The sequence below is a fragment of the Streptomyces sp. NPDC005775 genome, assembly GCF_042871565.1.
Lineage (GTDB): Bacteria > Actinomycetota > Actinomycetes > Streptomycetales > Streptomycetaceae > Streptomyces.
Genome location: NZ_JBIAIU010000011.1, coordinates 63,601 through 87,091, shown reverse-complemented (window position 1 = coordinate 87,091; position 23,491 = coordinate 63,601). Strand labels below are relative to the sequence as shown.

General features: G+C 71.2%; 22 protein-coding genes and 1 riboswitch. Of the genes, 12 read left to right on the top strand and 10 right to left on the bottom strand.

Annotation, left to right across the window (positions count from 1 at the left end; genetic code table 11):
• Window positions 1-184 precede the first annotated feature (184 nt).
• Both ACFYPA_RS24750 and ACFYPA_RS24745 read left to right on the top strand, forming a co-directional pair.
• The gene (locus ACFYPA_RS24750) at window positions 185-802 is read left to right on the top strand and encodes a DUF4126 domain-containing protein (RefSeq protein WP_359085111.1); all 618 of its coding nucleotides are present in this window, start codon (window positions 185-187) and stop codon (window positions 800-802) included.
• Between the two features lie 31 nt (window positions 803-833).
• Window positions 834-2,351, top strand: coding sequence for an NAD(P)/FAD-dependent oxidoreductase (locus tag ACFYPA_RS24745; RefSeq protein ID WP_359085110.1), 1,518 nt, complete (start codon window positions 834-836; stop codon window positions 2,349-2,351).
• Between the two features lie 39 nt (window positions 2,352-2,390).
• Here the strand turns inward: ACFYPA_RS24745 and ACFYPA_RS24740 are convergent, their stop codons facing one another.
• The 5 genes from ACFYPA_RS24740 to ACFYPA_RS24720 form a co-directional block, all read right to left on the bottom strand.
• On the bottom strand, window positions 2,391-3,335 hold the full coding sequence (locus ACFYPA_RS24740; RefSeq protein WP_359085109.1) for a hypothetical protein: 945 nt from the start codon (window positions 3,333-3,335) through the stop codon (window positions 2,391-2,393).
• 50 nt (window positions 3,336-3,385) lie between these two features.
• Complete coding sequence (gene metF / locus ACFYPA_RS24735; RefSeq protein WP_359085108.1) at window positions 3,386-4,303, bottom strand: methylenetetrahydrofolate reductase [NAD(P)H]; 918 nt, start codon at window positions 4,301-4,303, stop codon at window positions 3,386-3,388.
• 125 nt (window positions 4,304-4,428) lie between these two features.
• Complete coding sequence (gene thiE, locus ACFYPA_RS24730; RefSeq protein ID WP_359085107.1) at window positions 4,429-5,082, bottom strand: thiamine phosphate synthase; 654 nt, start codon at window positions 5,080-5,082, stop codon at window positions 4,429-4,431.
• Between the two features lie 100 nt (window positions 5,083-5,182).
• Entirely contained in the window at window positions 5,183-5,548 is a 366-nt protein-coding gene (locus tag ACFYPA_RS24725; RefSeq protein WP_359085106.1) for an Rv2175c family DNA-binding protein, read from the bottom strand.
• Between the two features lie 69 nt (window positions 5,549-5,617).
• Window positions 5,618-6,799, bottom strand: coding sequence for an NAD(P)/FAD-dependent oxidoreductase (locus ACFYPA_RS24720; RefSeq protein WP_389134391.1), 1,182 nt, complete (start codon window positions 6,797-6,799; stop codon window positions 5,618-5,620).
• 213 nt (window positions 6,800-7,012) lie between these two features.
• Window positions 7,013-7,125, top strand: a riboswitch (TPP riboswitch).
• Between ACFYPA_RS24720 and thiO the strand changes: the two genes are divergently transcribed.
• From thiO to ACFYPA_RS24690, 6 genes are all read left to right on the top strand, one after another.
• The gene (thiO, locus tag ACFYPA_RS24715) at window positions 7,123-8,304 is read left to right on the top strand and encodes a glycine oxidase ThiO (RefSeq protein ID WP_359085105.1); all 1,182 of its coding nucleotides are present in this window, start codon (window positions 7,123-7,125) and stop codon (window positions 8,302-8,304) included. Its footprint overlaps the riboswitch before it by 3 nt.
• Before the next feature lie 95 nt (window positions 8,305-8,399).
• Window positions 8,400-8,600 (top strand): sulfur carrier protein ThiS, encoded by a 201-nt coding sequence (gene thiS, locus ACFYPA_RS24710; RefSeq protein ID WP_359085138.1) that lies wholly within the window; start codon window positions 8,400-8,402, stop codon window positions 8,598-8,600.
• A 2-nt stretch (window positions 8,601-8,602) separates the two neighbouring features.
• Entirely contained in the window at window positions 8,603-9,397 is a 795-nt protein-coding gene (locus tag ACFYPA_RS24705; RefSeq protein ID WP_389134218.1) for a thiazole synthase, read from the top strand.
• A gap of 180 nt (window positions 9,398-9,577) precedes the next feature.
• Entirely contained in the window at window positions 9,578-11,500 is a 1,923-nt protein-coding gene (gene pknB, locus ACFYPA_RS24700; protein WP_389134215.1) for a Stk1 family PASTA domain-containing Ser/Thr kinase, read from the top strand.
• 123 nt (window positions 11,501-11,623) lie between these two features.
• Complete coding sequence (locus ACFYPA_RS24695; protein ID WP_359085102.1) at window positions 11,624-12,481, top strand: deoxyribonuclease IV; 858 nt, start codon at window positions 11,624-11,626, stop codon at window positions 12,479-12,481.
• 86 nt (window positions 12,482-12,567) lie between these two features.
• The gene (locus tag ACFYPA_RS24690) at window positions 12,568-13,107 is read left to right on the top strand and encodes a DUF4396 domain-containing protein (protein WP_389134212.1); all 540 of its coding nucleotides are present in this window, start codon (window positions 12,568-12,570) and stop codon (window positions 13,105-13,107) included.
• Between the two features lie 24 nt (window positions 13,108-13,131).
• Here the strand turns inward: ACFYPA_RS24690 and ACFYPA_RS24685 are convergent, their stop codons facing one another.
• On the bottom strand, window positions 13,132-13,764 hold the full coding sequence (locus tag ACFYPA_RS24685) for a sulfite oxidase-like oxidoreductase (protein ID WP_359085100.1): 633 nt from the start codon (window positions 13,762-13,764) through the stop codon (window positions 13,132-13,134).
• 154 nt (window positions 13,765-13,918) lie between these two features.
• Here ACFYPA_RS24685 and bfr point away from each other — a divergent pair, with 154 nt between their 5' ends.
• On the top strand, window positions 13,919-14,398 hold the full coding sequence (gene bfr, locus ACFYPA_RS24680) for a bacterioferritin (protein ID WP_123470058.1): 480 nt from the start codon (window positions 13,919-13,921) through the stop codon (window positions 14,396-14,398).
• Window positions 14,399-14,408: 10 nt separating this feature from the next.
• On the opposite strand, the gene ACFYPA_RS24675 is transcribed toward bfr, so the two are convergent.
• Both ACFYPA_RS24675 and ACFYPA_RS24670 read right to left on the bottom strand, forming a co-directional pair.
• On the bottom strand, window positions 14,409-14,726 hold the full coding sequence (locus tag ACFYPA_RS24675; protein WP_359085099.1) for a (2Fe-2S)-binding protein: 318 nt from the start codon (window positions 14,724-14,726) through the stop codon (window positions 14,409-14,411).
• A gap of 169 nt (window positions 14,727-14,895) precedes the next feature.
• Complete coding sequence (locus ACFYPA_RS24670; protein ID WP_352125180.1) at window positions 14,896-16,242, bottom strand: class II 3-deoxy-7-phosphoheptulonate synthase; 1,347 nt, start codon at window positions 16,240-16,242, stop codon at window positions 14,896-14,898.
• A 156-nt stretch (window positions 16,243-16,398) separates the two neighbouring features.
• Between ACFYPA_RS24670 and ACFYPA_RS24665 the strand changes: the two genes are divergently transcribed.
• The 3 genes from ACFYPA_RS24665 to ACFYPA_RS24655 all read left to right on the top strand — a co-directional run bounded on the left by ACFYPA_RS24665 (window position 16,399) and on the right by ACFYPA_RS24655 (window position 21,318).
• Window positions 16,399-19,179 (top strand): N-acetylmuramoyl-L-alanine amidase, encoded by a 2,781-nt coding sequence (locus ACFYPA_RS24665; protein ID WP_359085098.1) that lies wholly within the window; start codon window positions 16,399-16,401, stop codon window positions 19,177-19,179.
• A 72-nt stretch (window positions 19,180-19,251) separates the two neighbouring features.
• The gene (locus ACFYPA_RS24660; RefSeq protein WP_219572129.1) at window positions 19,252-19,326 is read left to right on the top strand and encodes a trp operon leader peptide; all 75 of its coding nucleotides are present in this window, start codon (window positions 19,252-19,254) and stop codon (window positions 19,324-19,326) included.
• 99 nt (window positions 19,327-19,425) lie between these two features.
• Entirely contained in the window at window positions 19,426-21,318 is a 1,893-nt protein-coding gene (locus ACFYPA_RS24655) for an anthranilate synthase family protein (protein WP_359314591.1), read from the top strand.
• 28 nt (window positions 21,319-21,346) lie between these two features.
• Here the strand turns inward: ACFYPA_RS24655 and ACFYPA_RS24650 are convergent, their stop codons facing one another.
• Both ACFYPA_RS24650 and ACFYPA_RS24645 read right to left on the bottom strand, forming a co-directional pair.
• On the bottom strand, window positions 21,347-22,351 hold the full coding sequence (locus ACFYPA_RS24650; RefSeq protein WP_359085096.1) for a 2-hydroxyacid dehydrogenase: 1,005 nt from the start codon (window positions 22,349-22,351) through the stop codon (window positions 21,347-21,349).
• 79 nt (window positions 22,352-22,430) lie between these two features.
• Window positions 22,431-23,459, bottom strand: a complete 1,029-nt coding sequence (locus tag ACFYPA_RS24645; RefSeq protein ID WP_359314588.1) for a 6-phosphofructokinase — start codon at window positions 23,457-23,459, stop codon at window positions 22,431-22,433.
• Between the last annotated feature and the right edge of the window lie 32 nt (window positions 23,460-23,491).

Below are 23,491 nucleotides of genomic sequence, written 5' to 3'. Positions count from 1 at the left end.
ACCCGCTCCGCCGCCCCGTGCCGGCGGCACCGGCGCGGCGCCCCTCCCGTGGTCCCCACTCTGCCGTCCGCACCGGTCGCGCCCCATCCGCGTACCTACTCATCTCACGCGGTAGGTACGGGTACTCAGACCTGCGTGCCCGAGCCCTCCCGCCCCGGTACACCGCCTGGTTACGATCATCCCCGTGTCCGTACTCCCCCTGGTGTTCACGAGTGGCTGGGCCAGCGGGATCAACGCCTACGCGGTGGTCCTGCTCCTCGGCGTCTTCGGCGCGACCGGTGTCACCGACGAGGTGCCCGCCTCGTTGCAGCGCACCGATGTCCTCGTCGTGGCCGGTGTGCTCTTCCTGTGCGAGGTGGTGGCGGACAAGATCCCGTACGTGGACTCGGTCTGGGACACGGCGCACACCGTCATCAGGCCGATCGCCGGAGCGGTCGTGGCGGCGCTCCTGGCGGGCGGGAGCGGCTCACTGCCGGAGCTCGCCGCGGGGGCGATCGGCGGTTCCACCGCGCTGATGAGCCATCTGGTGAAGGCCGGCACCAGAATGGCGGTCAACACCTCCCCCGAGCCGTTCAGCAACATCGCGGTGAGCATCGCCGAGGACCTCGGGGTCGCCGGAGTCGTCACGTTCGCCATATTCCATCCGTGGATCGCGGCCGGCATCGCCGCGACGCTGCTCCTGCTCGGCCTGGTGATACTGGTCTTCCTGGCCTCCCGGATCCGCCGGTTCCTGCGCCGCAGGGCACAGCGGCGGGAGGAGAAGCGCCTGGCGGGGGCCGTCGCCCACCGGCCTGACGGCTGAGCTGTCGGCAGCGCCGGTTAAGGTCGCTGGCATGGCACGTATTGCGGTGATCGGCGCCGGGTTGGGCGCGATGTCGGCGGCGGCCCGGCTGGCCGTGGCAGGCCACCGGGTGACGGTGTACGAGCGGTCGGGGACGTTCGGCGGCTCGGTCGGCCGCCACGCCCTGGAGGGCTTCACGTTCGACACCGGCCCCGGCCTGCTCCATCTGCCCGCCGTCTACCGCGACCTGTTCGTCAAGACCGGCAAGGAGCCGCTGGAGCGGTGCGTCACCCTGACCCAGGTCGACCCGGCGAGCCGTCATGTCTTCGCTGACGGCACCGACGTCCTGCTGCCGAACGCGTCGCGGGCCGGTGTCGTCGCGGCGCTGGACGCCGCGCTCGGCGAGGGCGCGGGCGGGAGCTGGGGCGCGTTCCTCGACCGGGCCGGGGACGCGTGGGACCGCTCCCGGCGCCCGCTGCTGGAGGAGCCCCTGCGCCCCGACTGGCAGGTCCTGACCCGCGATCCGTATCCGGCGCCCGTGCGGCGGCGGCTGCTGCGCCCGGCTCTCCGGGCCGGCACGGTGAGCGAGATCGGTTCCTGGGAGCTGGCGGAGCCCCGGCTGGCCGCCCTGCTGGACGGGTACGCGCTGGCGTACGGCCTCGATCCGCTGCACGCCCCGGCGAGCGCGGCCCTCTTGCCGTACATGGAGGAGACCTTCGGCAGTTGGTACGTCTCCGGTGGCATGCGGGCGCTGGCGCAGGCCGTGTACGAGCGGTGCCTGGCCCGGAAGGTGGAGTTCGTCTTCGGCGCCGAGGTGGCCCGGGTCCTGGAGAAGGGCGGCCGGGCCGCCGGGGTGGAGCTGGCGGACGGCACGGTCGCGGAGGCGGCCCACGTGGTGCTGGGGGCCCGGCCGCACCCGGGCCTGATGCCCGCTCAGGAGCTCTGGCAGGACGGCGACGTGACGGTGCAGCCCCGCCCGGAGGGCTCCGCCCCGGCGGGCCGGTTCATGGTGCTGGCGTCGCTGCGCGGCGCCCGGCCCGCGGATGCCGCGCACCGGACGCTGGTGCATCCGGCGGACGGAGCGGCCGAGCGAGAGGCCGTGTTCGGCGGCCGGCTCGCCGCGCACCCCACGGTCACGGTGCTGCGCCCCGACGATCCGTCGACCCGGCCCGACGATGCCCACGAGGCCGTGACGCTGACGGCGACGGTCGCCCCGCACGGCCCGGTGGACTGGACGGACCCGGCGCTGCGGGCGCGGTACGCGGACACGCTGATCGACACCGCGGGCGCGGCCGTGCCGGGCCTGCGGGACCGGGTACTGCGCATGGAGGTGCGGACGCCCGCGGAGTCCGAGGCCGAGACGGGTGCGCCGGGCGGTGCCGTTCCCCCGCCCGCGCTGGCGGGCGCGGGGGGCTACTGGCTCCACGCGGGCAACCGCACCCGGCTGCCCGGGCTGCTCCTGGCGGGCGGCTGGTCGCATCCGGGGGGCGGGCCGGCGCACGCGGGGATGTCCGGGGCGCTGGTGGCGGGGATCATCGTCGAGGGGAACGGGTTCCGCGGATCGCAATGAGGGCCGCGGGCCGGGCCCTGCCGGCGTGGCCGGCCGGCCTCAGTAGCGGTACTGCTCGTTGTAGCCCGTGTCGTAGCCGTTCGGGTACGGGGCGGGCTGCTCCGGAGGCACCGGCGGGTACTGCTCGCCCTCGCGCTGCTGCGGCACCCAGACGCCGCCCGGCGGGGTGTCGGAGGCGTACGGCTGGGAGGAGGCGTACGGGTCGGCGAACTGCCGTCCGCTGTCGTAGCTGTCGTAGTTCCCGCCGTTCCCCTCGTCCGCGTAGTTCTCGTACGTGCCGTACTGCGGGGTGCTCGCGGTGGTGCCGATGTACGGATCGGAGTAGGCGGCGTACTGCTGCTGGTCCGTGCCGTAGTCGTACTGACCGGCCCCCGCGTAGGTGTCCTGACCGCCGTAGGTCTCCTGGCCGCCGTAGGTCTCCTGCCCGCCGTACGAGTCCTGACCCTGCGCCGGGTACGCGGCGGGGTCGGCGTACGGGTCGTACGCCGCGTACTGCGACTGCTGCGGTTCCTGGTGCTGCTCCGGCTGCGGGCGGGGATCGGTGTAGATGCCGTACTGCCCGGTGTCGTCCGGGAGCGGCTCCGGGGCGTAGACCGCGGCCGGTCCGGCCTGCGGTGCGGACTCCGGCTGTCGCGAGGCCTCGTGGTCGTACTCCGTCTCCAGGTCCGAGACCTGCAGCGTGGGCTCGCGGTCGGCTCCGCCGCCCCGGCGGCGCCGGCTCTCCCCGGGGCTGCCCCCTATGGCCCAGCCCGTCGAGAAGCCGCGGCGGAAGGAGAGCGTGACGTACGTCTGGCCCGTCGCGAAGGCGATCGCGCCGACGACGATGACGAACACGGACGGCATCAGGACACCGATGACGACACCGACGAAGCCGGTGAAGGCGAGCAGGCGCCAGCGGAGGCGTGCCTTGTACTGCAGCAGCACCTCACCGAGCAGCCACAGTGCGACGATGCCGAACGCGATGTAGAGGACCGTCCAGCCCATGCCCGCCCCCTTCTACGGCCACCGCCCCGGGTCGCGGCGGGTACGGCCGGTCACGACTGCTTGTGCAGTCCGAGATTCTCGTAGATTTCGAGCGTCGCCGTCGAGTTGTTCAACGTGATGAAGTGCAGCCCGGGAACACCCTCGGAAAGCAGCTTCGCGCAGAACCGCGTTGCGAAGTCGATGCCAATGGAGCGTACAGCGGCGGGATCGTCCTTGGCGGCGAGGATGCGTTCTTTCAGTTCCACCGGCAGGGTCGCGTTGCTGAGCTGCGCGAATCTCTCCAGTTGCCGGACGCTCGTGAGGGGCATGACCTCAGGAATGACGGGCGTGTCGCAACCCGCAGCGACCACCCGGTCACGCATCCGGAGATAGGCGTCCGGGTCGAAGAACATCTGCGTGATCGCATAGTCCGCACCGGCGCGGCACTTGTCCACGAAATGCCGGATGTCGGTGTCCCAGTCCTCCGAGCGGGGGTGCCGTTCGGGGAATGCCGCGACGCCGACACAGAAATCTCCGGATTCCTTGATCAGCCGGACGAGGTCCGCCGCGTACCGCACGCCCTGCGGGTGCTCGACCCACGGGCCCATCGGGTCGCCCGGCGGGTCTCCGCGCACGGCGAGGATGTTCCGGATGCCGGCGTCCGCGTACTGCCCCACCATGTTGCGCAGTTCAGCGATGGAGTGGTTGACCGCCGTGAGGTGCGCGACCGGGGTGAGCGTGGACTCGGCGGCGATGTCCTGGGTCGCCTTGACCGTCCCGGCCCGGGTGGACCCACCGGCTCCGTATGTCACGGAGACGAAGCTCGGTCCCACCGCCTCGACCCGGCGCAGCGCGTTCCAGAGGTTCCGCTCGCCCTTCTCGGTCTTGGGCGCCCAGAACTCGAAGGAGTACGAGGTCTTGCCGGTCGCGAGCATCTCACGCACGGTGCGCGCGTGATCTGTCCTGGTGGAGGGTGTGCCAAGGGCCATACCGGCAGGTTAACCAGGGTGCGGCGGACGCCCCAACCGAACTGGGGCGATTTGGCTCGATTGCCCGATCTTTGTCCACGCTTCGGACACTTCTGTCTCGAACCGACCTCGGTCGCACGTCCGGTTCACGCCTGCGCGCGGTCCCGGATCCTTCCGGCCAGTTCGGCGGCGGCCGACGCCGGATCGGACGCCTCGGTGACGGCCCGCACGACGACGACCCGGCGCGCTCCGGCGTCCAGCACCTCGTCGAGGTTGCCGGCGTCGATCCCGCCGATGGCGAACCAGGGGCGGGCGGGGGCGAGCGAGGCGGCGTAGCGGACGAGGTCCAGGCCGGGGGCGTGGCGGCCGGGCTTGGTCGGGGTGGGCCAGCAGGGGCCGGTGCAGAAGTAGTCGACGCCGGGCTCGGCGACGGCCGCGTCGACCTCGGACCCGGCGTGGGTCGAGCGGCCGATGACCACGTCCTGGCCGATGATCGCGCGGGCGGCCGGGACCGGCAGGTCGCCCTGGCCCAGGTGCAGCACGTCGGAACCGATGGCGTGGGCGACATCGGCCCGGTCGTTGACCGCGAGGAGTTTGCCGTGGCGCTTGCAGGCGTCGGCGAAGAGCGCGAGGTGTTCGAGTTCCTCGGCCGCCTCCATGCCCTTGTCGCGCAGCTGAATGATGTCGACGCCGCTGGTCAGGACCGCGTCGAGGAACTCGGGAAGGTCGCCCTGGCGCCGGCGGGCGTCCGTGCACAGGTAGAGCCGGGCGTCGGACAGCAGCGCGCGAGGCGTGGACATGGTGCGGTTCCCCCCGGGGACGACGATGACGGTGGTTCGGTGCGGTGCCGCGCGGACGCGGACCGCACCGAGCGGCCCGCGTCCCCTGTGCGGCTGTGGTTCAGACGGCGAGCGCCTGGGCGCGGCGCTTCACCTCCGTGCCACGATTCTCACTCAGCGCCTGCGCGGGCGTGCCCGGCAGGCTCGGGTCGGGGGTGAAGAGCCATTCCAGCATCTCCGCGTCGGAGTAGCCGTCGTCCCTCAGGAGCGTCAGGGTCCCCGAAAGGCCCTTGACCACCTTGTCGCCGTCGATGAAGGCGGCAGGCACCTGGAGCGCCCGGTTCTCACCACGCCGTACGGCGATGAGCTGGCCCTCCTTGACCAGCTGGCGTACACGCGTCACCTGGACATCGAACATTTCGGCGATGTCGGGGAGGTGGAGCCAGGCAGGGACGAGAGCATCGATCTTTGCGTCAATCTCGGTCACGGGGACAAGCGTGCCATCCCGGACCGACAGTCGGTACCCGGGCCGCCCGTACGGGGGCCGGTCGGCCCGTCAGAGCGTGGCCGATTTCAGGGGAACGGCGGGGTCGGCGACCCGCTCCGGCGCGAGTTCCGCCCCCGATTCGACGAGTTTGCGCCCCTGCGCCAGATCGCGCGGACGGCCGACCGCCAGTACGGCGACGAGCGCGCCGGCCCGCAGCCAGCACACCGTCCACGACGGCTCGGCCGGATCGCCGCGCCACACCAGCGTGTCGGCCCGCGTGTGGTGGCCCGCGTACTGGACGAAGCGGCCGAACTGCTCGGACCAGAAGTACGGCACGGGGTCGTAGACCGGGGGCGGCCCGTCGCCCACGGAATCAGAGGCGGCGACGGCTGCGGCGACCGTCCGGGGGCCCTGGAGGGCGTTGTCCCAGTGGTGGACGAGCAGCCGCTCGCCGTACCGGGCCGAGGGGAAGGAGGCGCAGTCCCCGACCGCGTACACATCGGGGAGCGAGGTGTGCAGTGACGCGTCGGCGGTCACCGATCCGTCCGGCCCGAGCTCGATGCCCGAACCGGCGAGCCATCCGGTCGCGGGCCGGGCGCCGATGCCGACGACGACCGCGTCCGCCGGGACCGTGCGGCCGTCGGCCAGGACCACGCGGCCGGGCGCGATGCTGTCGACGCGCGCGCCGGTGAGGAGTACGGCGCCGCTCTCGGCGTACCAGCCGGCCATGGGGGCGGCGACCTCGGCGGGCAGCGCGCCGGCGAGCGGGTGGTCGGCGGCCTCGACGACGGTGACCGCGCAGCCGGCCGCCCGGGCGGCGGTGGCGAACTCGGCGCCGATCCAGCCCGCGCCGACGACCACGACGTCGTGCCGGCGTTCGAGGACCGGCCTCAGCCGGGCGGCGTCGTCCAGTGTGCGCAGGAGGTGGACTCCCGGGACGCCCTCGGAGCCGGGCAGCACCAGGGGCTCGGCCCCGGTGGCGACGACCAGGACGTCGTAGGGGACGGGCCCCTCCGGGGTGTCCAGTTCGTGGTCCGCCGCGCGCAGCGCGGTCACGTCGAGGCCGAGCCGCAGGGCGATCTCCAGCGCCTCGAAGTCGATGTCGAAGGCCGAGTCCTCGGCCTTCCCGAGGAGGACCGCCTTCGACAGCGGCGGCCGGTCGTACGGCTGATGCGGTTCGGCGCCGATCAGCGTGACGGGGCCGGTGCAGCCCCGTTCGCGCAGGGCCACGGCGGTCTGCACGCCCGCCATGCCCGCTCCGGCGATCACGACGCGAGTGCCCTGCCGTGCTTCTGTCTGCTGCTGTCCGCTCTGCTCGTCCACCCGTCCACCTTAAGCACCTGACACACCGTCAGGTAGCCGGTGCCCCGCTCACGGTGACCGGATCGCCGCACCCCTGCCCGTGTCCACCGCACCGTCGGCTCCCTTGCCGGGGTCGCGGGGCAACGGTTTAGGGTGGCCGTGCACATCACTCGCGGGAGCCCGGACGCACCGGGCTGAGAGGGAGGCTGGACGGCCTCCGACCGTACGAACCTGATCCGGGTCATGCCGGCGAAGGGAGGGGCTGGACGCCCATGCGTACGCACCCTGCGAACGGGTCCGACGTCCTCGTCATCGGGGGCGGCATCATCGGCCTGGTCACCGCCTGGCGGGCCGCCCGGCGCGGCCTGGCCACCGCGGTCGTCGATCCCGCACCGGGCGGCGGCGCCGCCCAGGTCGCGGCCGGAATGCTGGCCGCCGTCACCGAACTGCACTACGGCGAGGAGATGCTGCTCGGCCTCAACGTCGCGTCCGCCGCCCGCTATCCGGCGTTCGCGGCCGAGCTGGAGGCGGCGAGCGGGCAGGACATCGGCTTCCGCGCCTGCGGCACCCTGGCCGTCGCTCTCGACGCCGACGACCGGGCCCATCTGCGGGAACTCCACGCCCTGCAGCGCCGCTCGGGGCTGGAGTCGGAGTGGCTGACCGGCCGTGAGTGCCGCCGCCTGGAGCCGATGCTCGCCCCGGGCGTACGCGGGGGTCTGCGGGTCGACGGCGACCATCAGGTCGACCCGAGGCGGCTGGCCTCCGCCCTCCTGACGGCGTGCGAGCGGGCCGGGGTCGCCTTCCACCGCCAACGGGCCGAACGGCTCGCGGTCACGAACGGCCGCGCCACCGGAGCCGTGCTGGCCGACGGGACGCGGGCGGCGGCCGATCAGGTCGTGCTCGCGGCGGGCAGCCTCAGCGGCCGGCTCGCGGGGGTGCCGGAGCACGTCGTACCTCCGGTCCGCCCGGTGAAGGGCCAGGTGCTGCGGCTGACCGTGCCTCCCGCGTACGCCCCCTTCCTCTCCCGCACCGTCCGGGCCGTGGTCCGGGGCAGCCACGTCTATCTCGTACCGCGCGAGAACGGCGAGCTGGTCATCGGCGCCACCAGCGAGGAGATGGGCTGGGACACCACCGTCACGGCGGGCGGCGTGTACGAGCTGCTGCGCGACGCGCACGAGCTGGTGCCGGGCATCACCGAGCTGCCGCTCACCGAAACCGTCGCCGGCCTGCGCCCCGCCTCCCCCGACAACGCCCCGCTGCTCGGCCGCACCGCCCTGCCCGGCCTCCACCTCGCCACCGGGCACCACCGCAACGGGGTACTCCTCACCCCCGTCACCGGGGACGCCATGGCACAGCTGCTGGCCGACGGCGAGCTGCCCGAGGTGGCCCGCCCCTTCTCCCCCGGCCGTTTCTCCCCCACCGCCGCCCCCGTACGACAGGAGCAGCCCGCATGACCGAGCCCGTACCCGCCCCCGCGGCCGCGTCCGCGTCCCCGTCCGCGAACAACGACCCTGTGAACGTCTCCGCGAACGTCTCCGCGAACGTCTCCGTGAACGTCTCCGTGAACGGCGAGGCCGTCGCCGTGGTGCCCGGGACCTCTCTGCAGACCCTGGTCGCCTCCATGACGCATGCGCCCTCCGGCGTCGCGGCCGCCCTGAACGAGAGCGTCGTCCCGCGTGGCCAGTGGCCCGCGGCCACCCTCACCGACGGCGACCGGGTCGAGGTCCTCACCGCGGTCCAGGGAGGCTGACCATGTCCGACGACGTCTTCTCGCTCGGCGGCACCGTCCTCGGTTCCCGGCTGATCATGGGGACCGGCGGCGCACCCAGCCTGGACGTGCTGGAGCGGTCCCTGACCGCGTCCGGCACCGAGCTGACCACCGTGGCGATGCGCCGCCTCGACCCGACCGTGCACGGCTCCGTGCTCTCCGTGCTGGAGCGGCTCTCCATCCGTGTGCTGCCGAACACGGCCGGCTGCTTCACGGCGGGCGAGGCCGTGCTCACCGCCCGGCTGGCCCGCGAGGCGCTCGGCACCGACTGGGTCAAGCTGGAGGTGGTGGCGGACGAGCGCACCCTGCTGCCCGACCCCATCGAGCTGCTGGACGCCGCGGAGACGCTGGTGGACGACGGTTTCACCGTGCTGCCGTACACGAACGACGACCCGGTCCTGGCCCGGAAGCTGGAGGACGTGGGGTGCGCGGCGATCATGCCGCTCGGCTCCCCCATCGGCTCCGGCCTGGGCATCCGCAATCCGCACAACTTCCAGCTGATCGTCGAACAGGCGCGGGTGCCGGTGATCCTCGACGCCGGCGCCGGGACGGCTTCGGACGTGGCGCTGGCGATGGAGCTCGGATGCACGGCCGTGATGCTGGCGTCGGCAGTGACCCGGGCGCAGGAACCGGAGCTGATGGCCGCCGCGATGCGGCACGCGGTGGAGGCCGGGCGGCTCGCTTACCGCGCGGGGCGGATCCCCCGTCGCCACTTCGCCGAGGCCTCGTCGCCGGTGGCGGGGCGGGCGGTGCTGGATCCGGAGCGCCCGGCGTTCTGACCCGCTCCCGGGCGGCCCGTGTGGTGCATCTCATGTCCCTGCCGAGGCCCCTCCCGAACCCGGCGCCCCACCCGTTCCGCGGCACGAAATCGCATGTCCCTGTCACGGCTCGGCTGCAGTACGGAGCCGGGACCGCTCCGCCAGTCGGCCGTGTCCGCGGTGCCTCGTAGACTCGGCTCCGTGGATACGACCCTCCAGGACCCTCTCGTCGGGCAGCTGCTCGACGGCCGCTACCGCGTCGATGCCCGCATCGCCGTGGGCGGCATGGCCACGGTCTACCGGGCCATGGACACCCGGCTCGACCGGGTGCTCGCCCTCAAGGTGATGCATCCGGCCCTCGCGACCGACGCCTCGTTCGTCGAGCGCTTCATCCGTGAAGCCAAGTCGGTGGCCCGGCTCGCGCACCCGAACGTGGTCGCGGTCTTCGACCAGGGCGCCCAGGAGCAGTACGTCTACCTCGCGATGGAGTACGTGGCGGGGTGCACGCTGCGCGACGTACTGCGCGAGCGGGGTGCCCTGCAGCCGCGGGCCGCGCTGGACATCCTGGAACCGGTGCTCGCCGCGCTGGGGGCCGCGCACCGGGCAGGCTTCGTCCACCGGGACATGAAGCCGGAGAACGTGCTCATAGGCGACGACGGCCGGGTCAAGGTCGCCGACTTCGGCCTGGTCCGGGCCGTGGGCTCGGTCACGAACACCACCGGGAGCATCCTGGGGACGGTCTCCTACCTCGCCCCCGAGCAGATCGAGCACGGCACCGCGGACACCCGCGCCGATGTGTACGCGTGCGGTGTCGTGCTGTACGAGATGCTGACGGGCGCCAAGCCGCACACCGGGGACTCCCCCGCCCAGGTCATCTACCAGCACCTCAACGAGGACGTCCCGGCCCCCTCCGCCGTCGTCCCGGGCCTCGCGCCCCCACTCGACGCGCTGGTGGCGAGCGCCGCCGCCCGCGACCCCGAGCTCCGCCCGGTCGACGCGGTCGCGCTGCTCGCCGAGTCCCGCCGGGCCCGGTCCGGCCTCACCGACGCGCAACTGGACGCCGTGCCGCCGCAGGCCCTGGCCGAGGTGCGCGTCGCCGCCGAGGACCGCACGAGCGTGATCCCGCGGGTGCTGCCGCCCGGCCAGGGCACCGCCCACCACACCAGCCGGCTGGAGATGCCGCCGCAGCCGCCCGCGCGGGCGGCCGCCCGCCGCGCGGGCCCGGGCCGTCGGAGGCCGCCGCGCGGTGTCCTCGCGGTGGTCCTCGCCGTCCTGCTGGTCCTGGGGGTCGGCGGAGGTGTCTGGTACATCAACTCCGGGCAGTTCACCCAGGTCCCCGCGCTGCTGGGCCAGAGCGAGAAGGCGGCGAAGGAGCGGCTGTCGAAGGCCGATCTCGAACTCAAGGGCGTGCGACGGGACTACAGCGACACCGTCGACCGCGGCAAGGTGATCAGCAGCGACCCGAAGTCGGGCGACCGGATCCGGGGCAACGGCTCGGTCTCGCTCGTCGTCTCGCGCGGTCCCGAGATCGTGACGGTGCCCGATGTCCACGGTGTCGCACTCGCCGGGGCCAGGCGGCAGCTGGAGAAGCGGGGCCTGGTGCCCGGCATGGTCACCAAGGAGTTCAGCGACGACGTGAGCGCCGGTGAGGTGGTGCGTACGGACCCCGAGGCGGGCGCCGAGCGTCACCCGGACTCCGCGGTCGCGCTGGTGGTCTCCAAGGGCAGCCCGGTCGATGTCCCCGATGTCACCGGCCAGTCGGTCGACGACGCGACGGCGGAGCTGGAGGACGCCGGCCTGGACGTCGTCGTCGCGCCGGGCCGGGTCAACTCCCCGGAGGACGAGGGCGACATCGCCCGCCAGTCGCTCGAGGAGGGAGCCGAGGCGGCGGAGGGCGACACCATCACCCTCACGGTCTCCAAGGGCCCGCAGATGATCGACGTCCCGGACGTCACCGGCAAGGACGTCGACGAGGCCCGCGGCGAACTCGAGGACGCGGGCTTCGAGGTCAAGGTCGACCGCCCGTTCCTCTCCTTCAGCGACACCATCGCGAGCCAGTCCGTCGACGGCGGCGACCAGGCCCCCGAAGGCAGCACCATCACCATCAAGACCAAGGGGCTCTAGGTCCTGTCCGGAGACCCGAGTCCGCGCCCCGACGCCCGGCACGCACACCGAACACATGCCCCGACCGCCGCCGCGCCCGCGCTTCGCGTGGACGACGCGGGACTTCAGACAGGACCGATCCGTATGCGCAACCCCGTCGGCGGCCACATCCCGGTGGCCGGCGGCCTCGCCAAGGTCGGCCTGCCCTACGCACGCGAGATGGGCGCGGAGGCCGTCCAGGTCTTCGTGGCCAATCCGCGCGGCTGGGCGACCCCGGCCGGCAACCCGGTGCAGGACGACCTGTTCCGTACCGAGTGCGCCGCCGAGTCCATACCCGCGTACGTCCACGCGCCCTATCTGATCAACTTCGGCTCGCACACGCCGGCGACCGTGGAGAGGTCCGTTGACTCCCTGCGCCACTCCCTGCGCCGGGCGCGCGAGATCGGCGCTCTGGGCGTCGTGGTGCACACCGGCTCGGCGACCAACGGACGGCCCCGGGAGGAGGCGCTGGCGCAGGTGCGCACCCATATGAGGCCGCTGCTGGACGAGCTGACGCATGACGACGACCCGTTCCTGCTGTTGGAGTCCACCGCGGGGCAGGGGTTCTCGCTCTGCTCACGGACCTGGGACTTCGGACCGTACTTCGACGCGCTCGACGCCCATCCGAAGCTCGGCATCTGTCTCGACACCTGCCACATCTTCGCCGCGGGACACGACCTGACCGGGCCGACGGGCATGAAGGAGACCCTGGACCTGCTGGTGGAGACGGTCGGCGAGGGCCGCCTGCAGCTGATCCACGCCAACGACTCCAAGGACGTGGCCGGGGCGCACAAGGACCGGCACGAGAACATCGGGTCGGGCCACATCGGCGAGGAGCCGTTCCGGGAGCTGTTCTCCCACCCGGCCACCGAGGGCGTTCCGCTGGTCATCGAGACACCGGGCGGCAAGGAGGGCCATGCGGCGGACGTGGCCCGGCTGAAGGAGCTGCGCGGCCGGGGCTGACGGGTGAACGACTGCCGGGAATACCCCAGGGGGGTATATCGTTCTTGCTGTCGGCAGGAACCGCTCCTCGGCATTGGGGGTTCACCATGCAGGACCACACAGAGCACGCTCAGCACGCGCGGGGCACCGGCCACAGCAGCCATGCCGACCACTCCGGTCACTCCAGTCATCCCGGTCACGGCTCGGGCGGCGCCAGCTGGGCGACGGCAGCGCGCGCCACACTCCACTGCCTCACCGGATGCGCCATCGGCGAAGTCCTCGGCATGGTGATCGGCACCGCGTTCGGCTGGGGCAACCTGCCGACGACGATCCTCGCGATCGTCCTCGCGTTCTTCTTCGGCTACACGCTGACGCTGCGGTCCATCCTCGCCGCGGGAATCGCCTTCAAGGCGGCGTTCCGCGTCGCGCTCGCGGCCGACACCCTCTCCATCGCGGTGATGGAACTGATCGACAACGGCGTGATCGTCCTGTGGCCGGGCGCCATGGACGCCGCACTTTCGGACGTCCTGTTCTGGGGGGCACTCGCCATCTCGCTCGCCGTCGCCTTCGTCGTCACCACACCGGTGAACAAGTGGATGATCGGGCGCGGCAAGGGACACGCGGTGGTGCACCAGTACCACCACTGACGGGGCACGCGAGGAACAGCCGGTTCAGAGCTCGGGGCCGTCCCCGGGCTCCTCCTGGTAGGAGTAGCGCTGTTCCTTCCACGGGTCACCGACGTTGTGGTAGCCGCGCTCCTCCCAGAAACCGCGGCGGTCGGCGCTCATGTACTCGATGCCCCGGACCCACTTGGGGCCCTTCCAGGCGTACAGGTGCGGCACGACGAGCCGGAGCGGGAAGCCGTGTTCGGCGGTGAGCAGTTCGCCGCCCTTGTGGGTGGCGAACAAGGAGCGCTCGGAGGCGAAGTCGTCGAGCCGGAGGTTCGAGCTGAATCCGTACTCGGCCCAGACCATCACATGGGTGACCTGTGGCGCGGGCGGCGCCAGCGCCACGACGTCGCGGGCGAGAACTCCGCCCCACTCGGCGCCCAGCATGCTGAATTTGGTCACGCAGTGCAGATCGGCGACGACCGAGGAGAAGGGCAGCGCGGAGAATTCCTGATGGTTCCAGCAGTGTTTCTCACCGTCGGCCGTGGCCCCGAAGACCCGGAATTCCCAGCGGTCGGGCTTGAACTTGGGTACCGGCCCGTAGTGGGTGACCGGCCACCCACGCTGCAGTCGCTGGCCCGGCGGAAGCTCGGACTGCTCTGATGCGCGGTGTTCCCGGCTTTCCGGCTGACCCATGACTCCATGGTGACAGACAGGCAGGGGTGGTCATGACCAGGGCAGAGGCGATTCGGGCAACTCATACTAAGCGTGCACTTACTGGACGCCCACCGGGTCCGGTGCGAGGATGCGGCCAACTTGCCCAGTTCACCGGTTGGAAGGAGCCTGTGCCATGCAGGGCGACCCCGAGGTCCTCGAGTTCCTGAACGAACAGCTGACCGCCGAATTGACTGCCATCAACCAGTACTTTCTGCATGCAAAGATGCAGGACAATTTCGGCTGGACGAAGCTCGCCAAGTACACACGCTCCGAGTCCTTCGACGAGATGAAGCACGCCGAGATCCTGACCGACCGCATCCTCTTCCTGGACGGCCTGCCGAACTACCAGCGGCTTTTCCACGTACGCGTGGGCCAGACGGTCACCGAGATGTTCCAGGCGGACCGCCAGGTCGAGGTGGAGGCGATCGACCGCCTCAAGCGCGGTATCGAGCTGATGCGCGGCAAGGGCGACATCACGTCCGCAAACATCTTTGAGTCGATCCTGGCGGACGAGGAACACCACATCGACTACCTCGACACCCAGCTGGAGCTGGTCGAGAAGCTCGGTGAGCCGCTCTACATCGCGCAGCTGATCGAGCAGCCGGAGAGCTGACCGGCAGCGCTCAGGCGGCTTCGGGAAGGGCGACCGGCCCGGTGGCGATGCCGGGAACGGGGCCGGCGCCGGAAGCGATGCCCTGATCGGCATCGGGAGCGGCGCCGGCCGTGACACGGTCCGCGGAGCCCGGCGTCCGCTTCTGGTCGAGCAGCTCACGGCGCGCGCAGGCACCGCGGCCGAGCATCGCCTGGATGGTGCGGACGCAGCCACCGCAGTCGGTCCCCGCCTTGCAGGCGGAGGCTATCTGGCGGGGCGTGCAGGCGCCGTCCTCCGCATGCTTCTTGACCTGCTGCTCCGTAACGCCGAAGCACGAGCAGACGTACATGCGGTTCACCTCCCGGCGGGATGGATCGTGGGCGCCGCCCCGGTAATCGGTGAGGCTAACCTAACCTTACCCGCCGCTCAAGGCCCATAAAAGCCCCGGAACGCCCTGTGGGGCACGGATCACATCGATCCGTGCCCCACAGTCGTACGCGTGCGGCGTTCGGTGACGCCTACTGGTCCCGGTACATCTCGGCGACCAGGAACGCGAGGTCCAGCGACTGGCTGCGGTTGAGCCGCGGGTCGCAGGCCGTCTCGTAACGCTGGTGGAGGTCGTCCACGAAGATCTCGTGGCCGCCGCCGACGCATTCGGTGACGTCGTCACCGGTGAGCTCGACGTGGATGCCGCCCGGGTGCGTGCCGAGGCCCTTGTGCACCTCGAAGAAGCCCTTGACCTCGTCCAGGACGTCGTCGAAGCGGCGGGTCTTGTGGCCGGACGCGGCCTCGAAGGTGTTGCCGTGCATCGGGTCGGTCACCCAGGCCACGGTCGCGCCGGAGGCGGTGACCTTCTCGACCAGCTCGGGAAGCTTGTCGCGGACCTTGTCGGCGCCCATCCGGACGACGAAGGTCAGCCGGCCGGGCTCGCGCTCGGGGTCGAGGCGCTCGATGTAGCCGAGGGCCTCGTCGACGGTGGACGTCGGGCCGAGCTTGATGCCGATGGGGTTGCGGATCTTCGAGGCGAACTCGATGTGCGCGCCGTCCATCTGCCGGGTGCGCTCACCGATCCACACCATGTGGGCCGAGGTGTCGTACAGCTGACCGGTCCGCGAGTCGACACGGGTCAGCGACGACTCGTAGTCCAGCAGCAGGGCCTCGTGCGAGGCGTAGAACTCGACGGCCTTGAACTCCGCCGGGTCCGTACCGCACGCCTTCATGAAGTTCAGCGCGTTGTCGATCTCACGGGCCAGGGCCTCGTAGCGCTGGCCGGAGGGGGACGACTTCACGAAGTCCTGGTTCCAGGCGTGCACCTGGCGCAGGTCGGCGTAACCACCGGTGGTGAAGGCGCGGACGAGGTTCAGCGTGGAGGCGGACGCGTGGTACATCCGCTTCAGCCGGTCCGGGTCCGGGATGCGCTCGGCCTCGGTGAAGGCGAAGCCGTTGACGGAGTCGCCGCGGTACGTCGGCAGCGTCACACCGTCGCGGGTCTCGGTCGGCTTGGAACGCGGCTTGGAGTACTGACCGGCGATCCGGCCCACCTTGACGACGGGCACGGAAGCCGCGTAGGTGAGGACGGCGCTCATCTGGAGCAGCGTCTTCAGCTTGGCGCGGATGTGCTCGGCCGACACGGCGTCGAAGGCCTCGGCGCAGTCACCGCCCTGAAGCAGGAACGCCTCGCCCTTGGCGACGGCTCCCATGCGGGCACGCAGCTGGTCGCACTCGCCGGCGAAGACGAGCGGCGGATACGACGCGAGGTCCGCGAGTACATCGCGCAGGGCCTCGGAGTCGGGGTACTCGGGCTGCTGCGCCGCGGGAAGGTCTCGCCAGGTGTTGCCACCGGCGACGGAGGTATTGGCGTTCACGGTCACGACTCTCACATTACGGGGTCGCGTCCAATGTTTTTCCGGGTGCTCAACGGATGAGACGGACATGCGGCACCGCCAGTGACACGGAGCACAACCGGGCCTGCTAGCGTCACACCTTTCTGAATTGAACAAGTGGACCACAGGGGTGGGGCTTTGAAGCGGAATCACCGCAGGGACCTCAAGAAGAGACGCCTGCTGTACGGCGTCGGCGCCGCGGTCGTCGCCACGGCGACCATCGGCACTCTCGCCATGGCCTCGCAGGACACCGCGACCACCGACGGGAAGTCGGTACCGGCCTCCGCCGCGCTGCAGAAGCAGTTCGCGGACGCGGCGGCCGAGTTCGACGTACCGCAGAGCGTGCTGATGGCGGTCTCGTACCGGCAGACGCGCTGGGAGAGCCACGACGGCGAGCCGAGCACCAGCGGCGCGTACAACGTGATGGGGCTGACCAGTGTGTCGCCCGACGACGTGGAGCAGCCGGACGACAAGGAACGTCTGGCACACATGAACCTGAGCGGCCGGCCGGAGATCGAGAAGACCTTCGATGCCGCCAAGGTGCTTCGCACCCTGCCGAAGACGACCGTCGACACCTCCGATCCGCGGCTGCACACCCTGGACGAGGCCGCCGATCTGATCGACGCCGGCACGGACACGGTCCGCGACGACACCGAGGAGAGCATCCGCGCGGGTGCCGCGCTGCTCGCGCAGTACCAGCGGGACGCTACGGACTCGCTGCCGGACGACGCGGCCCACTGGTATCCGGCGGTGGCGCGTTTCAGCCAGTCGCCGGACAAGAAGGGTGCCGACCTCTTCGCGAAGCGCGTCTTCGAGTCGATCAAGACCGGTGAGCGCGCCGTCACTCAGGACGGCCAGGTGGTCACGCTGCCGGCCGCCCCCTCGGTCGAGCCGGTCAAGCCGTCGAACGTGCCGCTCGCCGCGAGCTTCGCGAGCACCGCCGCGGCTCCCACGCCCGAATGCCCGGCCGGCCTGAACTGCAACTTCGTTCCCGCCAAGACGTCGAGCACGGGCCAGCGCTCCTACTCGCCCGCCCAGCGTCCCGCACAGGGCGTCGACATCCGCCGGATCGTGATCCACGACACCGAGGGAAGCTACGCGGGCTCGCTCGACACGCTCACGAACCCGGCCGCGCTCGCGAGCGCGAACTACCTCGTCCGCGCCTCGGACGGTCTGGTCACCCAGATGGTCGAGAACAAGAACCTGGCGTGGCACGCGGGCAACTGGACCCTGAACATGCACTCCATCGGCGTGGAGCACGAGGGCTACGCCATCAAGGAGAGCAGCTGGTACAGCGAGCCCCAGTACGAGTCCACCTCCGCGCTGGTGAAGTTCCTGGCGGGCAAGTACGGCATTCCGCTGGACCGCGAGCACATCATCGGACACGACGAGGTGCCCGTACAGCTCGACAGGTCCTCCAAGGACACCCACTGGGATCCGGGACCGTTCTGGGACTGGAACCACTTCATGACCCTGATGGGCGCCCCGACGGGCGCCGGTGGCGCCGGTGGCCCCGTCAAGGCCGGCCAGATCGTCCGCGTGGTGCCGCCGTTCACCACGGCCAACCAGCCGAAGCTGACGTACGGCACCAAGGCGGTCACCTCGCGCCCGGCCAACTTCGGCTACCTCTACACCTCGCCGTCGACGACCGCGACCACGCTGAGCGACCCCTACTTCACGGCTCTGTGGAGCGAGGGTTCGAACTGGTCCAACAAGGTGCGCGCGGGAAGCACCTACGTCGTCGCCGAGGCGCGGACCAACTGGACGGCGATCTGGTACGGCGGGAAGAAGGCCTGGTTCTACAACCCCGGCGGCCAGTACACCGTGCCGCTCGCCTCCGCCCCCAGCCTGGTGAAGGCCAAGGCCGGAGTGACGGTCAAGATCTACGGGCGTTCCTACCCGGAGACCGCCGCCTACAACGAGGCGGGCCTCGAGGCTCCGACGGACAACCCGGACTACCTGACGAAGTACTCCCTGCCCGCGGGCCAGGCGTACGTGAAGGCCGGTCCCGAGGTGAAGGGCGACGACTGGTTCGTCGGTGCCCAGAGGAACCTCGTGGGCAACACCGTCTACGTCCCGATCCGCTACAACCACCGCCTGGCGTGGGTGAAGGCGAGCGACGTCCAGACCAGCTCCAGCGTCGCACCGGACGCGGGGACGAACCGCTACAACGTCCTGGGCCGTGACTCGGCCGGTGTGCTCTGGCAGTACCAGGGCACCGGCAGTCCCACGACCCCGTTCTACGCCCGCTACCGGGTGGGTCCGGGCTGGCAGGGCTACAACGCGATCACCGCGATGACGGCCCTGCGGGCCGACGGCACGGGCGACATGGCGGCCCGGGACAAGAGCGGCTACCTCTGGTACTACCAGGGCAGCGGCAACCCCGCCCAGCCGTTCAAGGCCCGCCTGAAGGTCGGCGGCGGCTGGGGTGTCTACAACGGCATGTGGGGCGCCCGCGACATCAACGGAGACGGCAAGGCCGATCTGATCGCCCGCGACGCCTCCAACGTCCTCTGGTACTACCAGGGCACCGGCGACCCGGCGAAGCCGTTCGTGACGAAGGCACGCGTCGGCGGCGGCTGGGGTGTCTACAACACGCTGATCTCCACCGGTGACCTGACCGGGGACGGCAAGGCGGACCTGGTCGCCCGGGACAAGGCCGGGGTGCTGTTCCTGTACAGCGGCACCGGCGACCCTGCCGTGCCGTACGCCGCGCGCACCCAGGTCGGCAAGGGCTGGGGCGTCTTCAAGGACCTCCTCGGCCCGAGCGACCTGAACCGTGACGGCCTCCCGGACCTGATCGCCCGGGACAGCAAGGGCGTGCTGTGGTTCTACCGGTCCACGGGTGACATGGCGAAGCCGTTCGCTCCGATGGCCAAGGTCGGCGGCGGCTGGGAGATCTACAACACACTGGTCTGATCCTCTTAGGACCGGACCGTGAAGGGGTCCGTTGCGCCCATCGGGCGGAACGGGCCCCTTCGTGCGTGCGTCATGGGTTATGGTTCGGGCATGTTCGCGCACTCGACCCGTAACTGGTGGTGGACCGCTCATCCGGCGGCCCACTGATCGCGCGTACACACCGACGCAGAGGCCGCCCGAGGGGCGGCCTTTCCCATGTCCAGGGGCCGTTCCTCCCAGCTGATCCCAGTGGAAGGAACACCGCAGATGGCACCGCACACCGCATCGCACTCGATCGTCCAGAGGCTCCTCGGCGACGACTGTCCGCCCTTCGCCCTGCTGCGCAGGCGCACCCCCGGCCACGACCACGACACCGTCGAGGTGCTGATCGGCCGGGTCCACGAGGCCGAGCGGCTCGCCGACCTCCCCGTGGGCGAGCGGCCCACTCTCGCCCTGGTGCCGTTCCGGCAGATCGCCGAGCGTGGCTTCGACGTCCGCGACGACGGCACACCGCTGACGGTGCTGGTCGCGGACGAGACGTACGAACTGCCCCTGGACGAGACGCTGGACGCGTTGCCCGCCCACGCGGTGCGGGTCCGGGACGGTGCGTTCGACGTGTCCGACGAGGAGTACGCGGGGACGGTGCGACGGGTCATCGAGGACGAGATCGGCCGGGGCGAGGGCGCGAACTTCGTCATCCGGCGGACCTTCCGGGGCGAGATCCCGGGGTTCGGCCGGCCGGACGCGCTGGCGCTGTTCCGGCGGTTGCTGGACGGTGAGCGCGGGGCGTACTGGACGTTCGTCGTGCACACCGGGGAGAGGACGCTCGTCGGCGCCAGCCCCGAAGTCCATGTGCGGATGTCCGGCGGGACGGTCGTGATGAACCCGATCTCCGGCACGTACCGCTACCCCGCCGAGGGGCCGACCGCCGAGAACCTGCTGGCCTTCCTCGGCGACCGCAAGGAGACCGAGGAGCTCTCCATGGTGGTCGACGAGGAGCTCAAGATGATGTGCACCGTGGGCGACATGGGCGGGGTGGTGATCGGGCCCCGGCTCAAGGAGATGGCCCATCTCGCGCACACGGAGTACGAGTTGCGCGGCCGCTCCTCGCTGGACGTGCGGGAGGTGCTGAAGGAGACGATGTTCGCGGCGACGGTCACGGGCTCCCCCGTGCAGAACGCCTGCCGGGTCATCGAGCGGTACGAGTCCGGCGGGCGCGGCTACTACGCGGGGGCGCTGGCCCTGTTGCGCAAGGGGCCCGACGGGGCGCAGACGCTGGACTCGCCGATCCTGATCCGGACCGCCGACATCTCGGCCCGGGGCGAGCTGCGGGTGCCCGTCGGGGCGACGCTGGTGCGCCACTCCGATCCGGAGAGCGAGGTCGCCGAGACCCACGCGAAGGCGGCCGGTGTGCTGACCGCTCTGGGGGTGCGGCCGGGGCGGCCGCAGGCCGAGGGGGCGCGTCCCGGGCTGGCGGACGACCCCCGTGTGCGGGCGGCTCTGGACGCCCGGCGCGACGGGCTGGCGCCGTTCTGGCTGCGGATGCAGGAGCGCACCGACGCGCTGTCCGGTCATGCGCTGGTGGTCGACGGCGAGGACACGTTCACCTCGATGCTGGGGCATCTGCTGCGTGCCTCGGGCCTCGACGTGTCGGTGCGCCGCTACGACGAGCCGGGGCTGCGCGAGGCCGTACGGGCGCACGAGGGGCCCGTCGTGCTGGGGCCCGGCCCGGGGGACCCGGGTGACGCGGACGACCCGAAGATGCGGCTGCTGCGCGCGCTGGCCGCGGAGCTCGTGCGGGATCACCGGCACGGGCTGCTCGGGGTGTGCCTGGGCCATGAGCTGATCGCGGCGGAGCTGGGTCTCGGCATCGTCCGCAAGACCGTTCCGTACCAGGGCGCGCAGACCCGGATCGATCTGTTCGGCCGCCCGGAGACCGTCGGGTTCTACAACAGTTTCACCGCGCGCTGCGACGACGCGGCTGTCACCGAGCTGGCGGCGCACGGCATCGAGGCGAGCCTGGACCCGGCGACGGGGGAACTGCACGCGCTGCGCGGGGAGGGTTTCGCCTCGGTGCAGTTCCATCCGGAGTCGGTGCTGACGCTGCGCGGCTCGGCGATCGTGACCGAGCTCCTGGCGGGGCTCCCGGTACGCGGCTGACCGTGCGCCGCCCGGCCCGGTGAGGTAGTCAGGGGCCGGGCGGCGCCGGGACCAGCACGTTTTCGCCGCGGCGGCCGGCCAGGTAGTCGTCGACGTTCTGGACGGTGGCCGCGATGATCTGACCCAGGGCGTCCTCGGTGTAGTACGCCTGGTGGGAGGTGACGAGGACGTTCGGGAAGGTGACGAGCCGGGCCAGGGTGTCGTCGTCGACACCCTCCAGGGACTTGTCGAGGAAGAAGAGCCCGGCCTCCGCCTCGTACACGTCCAGTCCGACGCCCAGCAGCCGTCCGGCCCGCAACTCCTCGACCAGGGCCTTGGTGTCGACGAGACCGCCGCGGCTGGAGTTGATCAGGATCGCGTCGTCCTTCATGTGGGACAGGGCTTCCTTGCCGATGATGTGGTGGGTCGAGGGCAACAGTGGGACGTGCAGGCTGATCAGGTCGGACTCCGCCAGGAGCTGTTCCTTGTCGACGTACCGCATGCCGAGCTCGACGCACGCCGGGTTCTCGGCGATGTCCCAGCCGAGGAGATTCATGCCGAAGCCGTGGGCGATCCGGGTGAAGGCCTCGCCGATCTTGCCGGTGCCGATGATGCCGGCCGTGCGGCCCCGCATGTCGCGGCCGAGGAGGCCGTCGAGGCGGAAGTCGAAGTCCCGGGTGCGGATCGTGGCGCGGACGATGCGGCGGTTGACCGCCATGGTGAGGGCCCAGGCGAATTCGGCGACCGAATAGGGCGAGTACCAGGAGACCCGGGAGACCCGCAGGGCGAGGCGCTCGGCCACGTCCAGGTCGATGTTGTTGAAGCCCGTGGAGCGCTGGGCGATCATCTGCGTGCCGCCGGCCGCGAGGGTCTGCAGGACCTTGCCGCCCAGGTCGGCGTTGACGCTGGTGGAGATGATCTCGTAGCCCGCGGCGATGGGTGCGGTGTCCCGGTTCAGGAAGACGTCCACACAGCGCACCTCGTGCTTCCCGGCGAAGGCCTTCTCGATCAGCGGCTTCTCGTCGGACTGCACACCGAATGCCAGGATTTCCACGACGTCTCCCGTGACTGATGCGGGCTGGGCCCGGGGGCCGGTCATCGCGAATATACGGTGGCCGGGCCGGGCCCGCCGCTCAGCCGAAGAAGACCCCCGCCTCCGCATAGAGCGCCGGGTCGACCGTCTTGAGCCTGGCGGTGGCCTCCGCCATCGGCACCCGCACGATGTCCGTGCCGCGCAGGGCCACCATCTTCCCGAAGTCGCCGTCGCGCACGGCGTCGATGGCGTGCAGCCCGAAGCGGGTGGCCAGCCAGCGGTCGAAGGCGCTGGGGGTGCCGCCGCGCTGGACGTGGCCGAGCACGGTGGTCCTGGCCTCCTTGCCGGTGCGGCTCTCGATCTCCTTGGCCAGCCACTCGCCGACGCCGGAGAGGCGGACATGGCCGAAGCTGTCGTGCGATCCGTCCTTGAGGACCATGTCCCCCTGCGCGGGCGCGGCCCCTTCGGCGACCACCACGATCGGTGCGTAGCTCGCCCGGAACCTGGAGGTCACCCAGGCGCAGACCTGGTCGACGTCGAAGCGCTGTTCCGGGATGAGGATGACGTTGGCACCGCCGGCCAGACCCGAGTGGAGCGCGATCCATCCCGCGTGGCGGCCCATCACCTCGACGACGAGGACCCGCATATGGGATTCGGCCGTGGTGTGCAGCCGGTCGATGGCCTCGGTCGCGATGGAGACGGCGGTGTCGAAGCCGAAGGTGTAGTCGGTGCCGGACAGGTCGTTGTCGATGGTCTTCGGTACGCCGACGCAGGGGACGCCGTACGTGTCGGACAGGGTGGCCGCCACCCCGAGGGTGTCCTCGCCGCCGATCGTGACGAGCGCGTCGACCTCGTACGCGGCGAGGGTCTCCCGTACCCGGCGGACGCCGTGATCCGCTTTGAGGGGGTTGGTGCGCGAGGAACCGATGATGGTGCCGCCGCGCGGCAGGATGCCGCGTACCGCCGGGATGGAGAGCGGGACCGTCTCGCCCTCCAGCACCCCGCGCCAGCCGTCCCGGAAGCCGATGAAGTCGTAGCCGTACTCCTGTACGCCCTTGCGGACGAGGGCGCGCATGACCGCGTTGAGCCCGGGGCAGTCGCCGCCCCCGGTCAGTACTCCGACCCGCATGAAGCATCCCTTCGCCGAAGTGAGCTCATTCC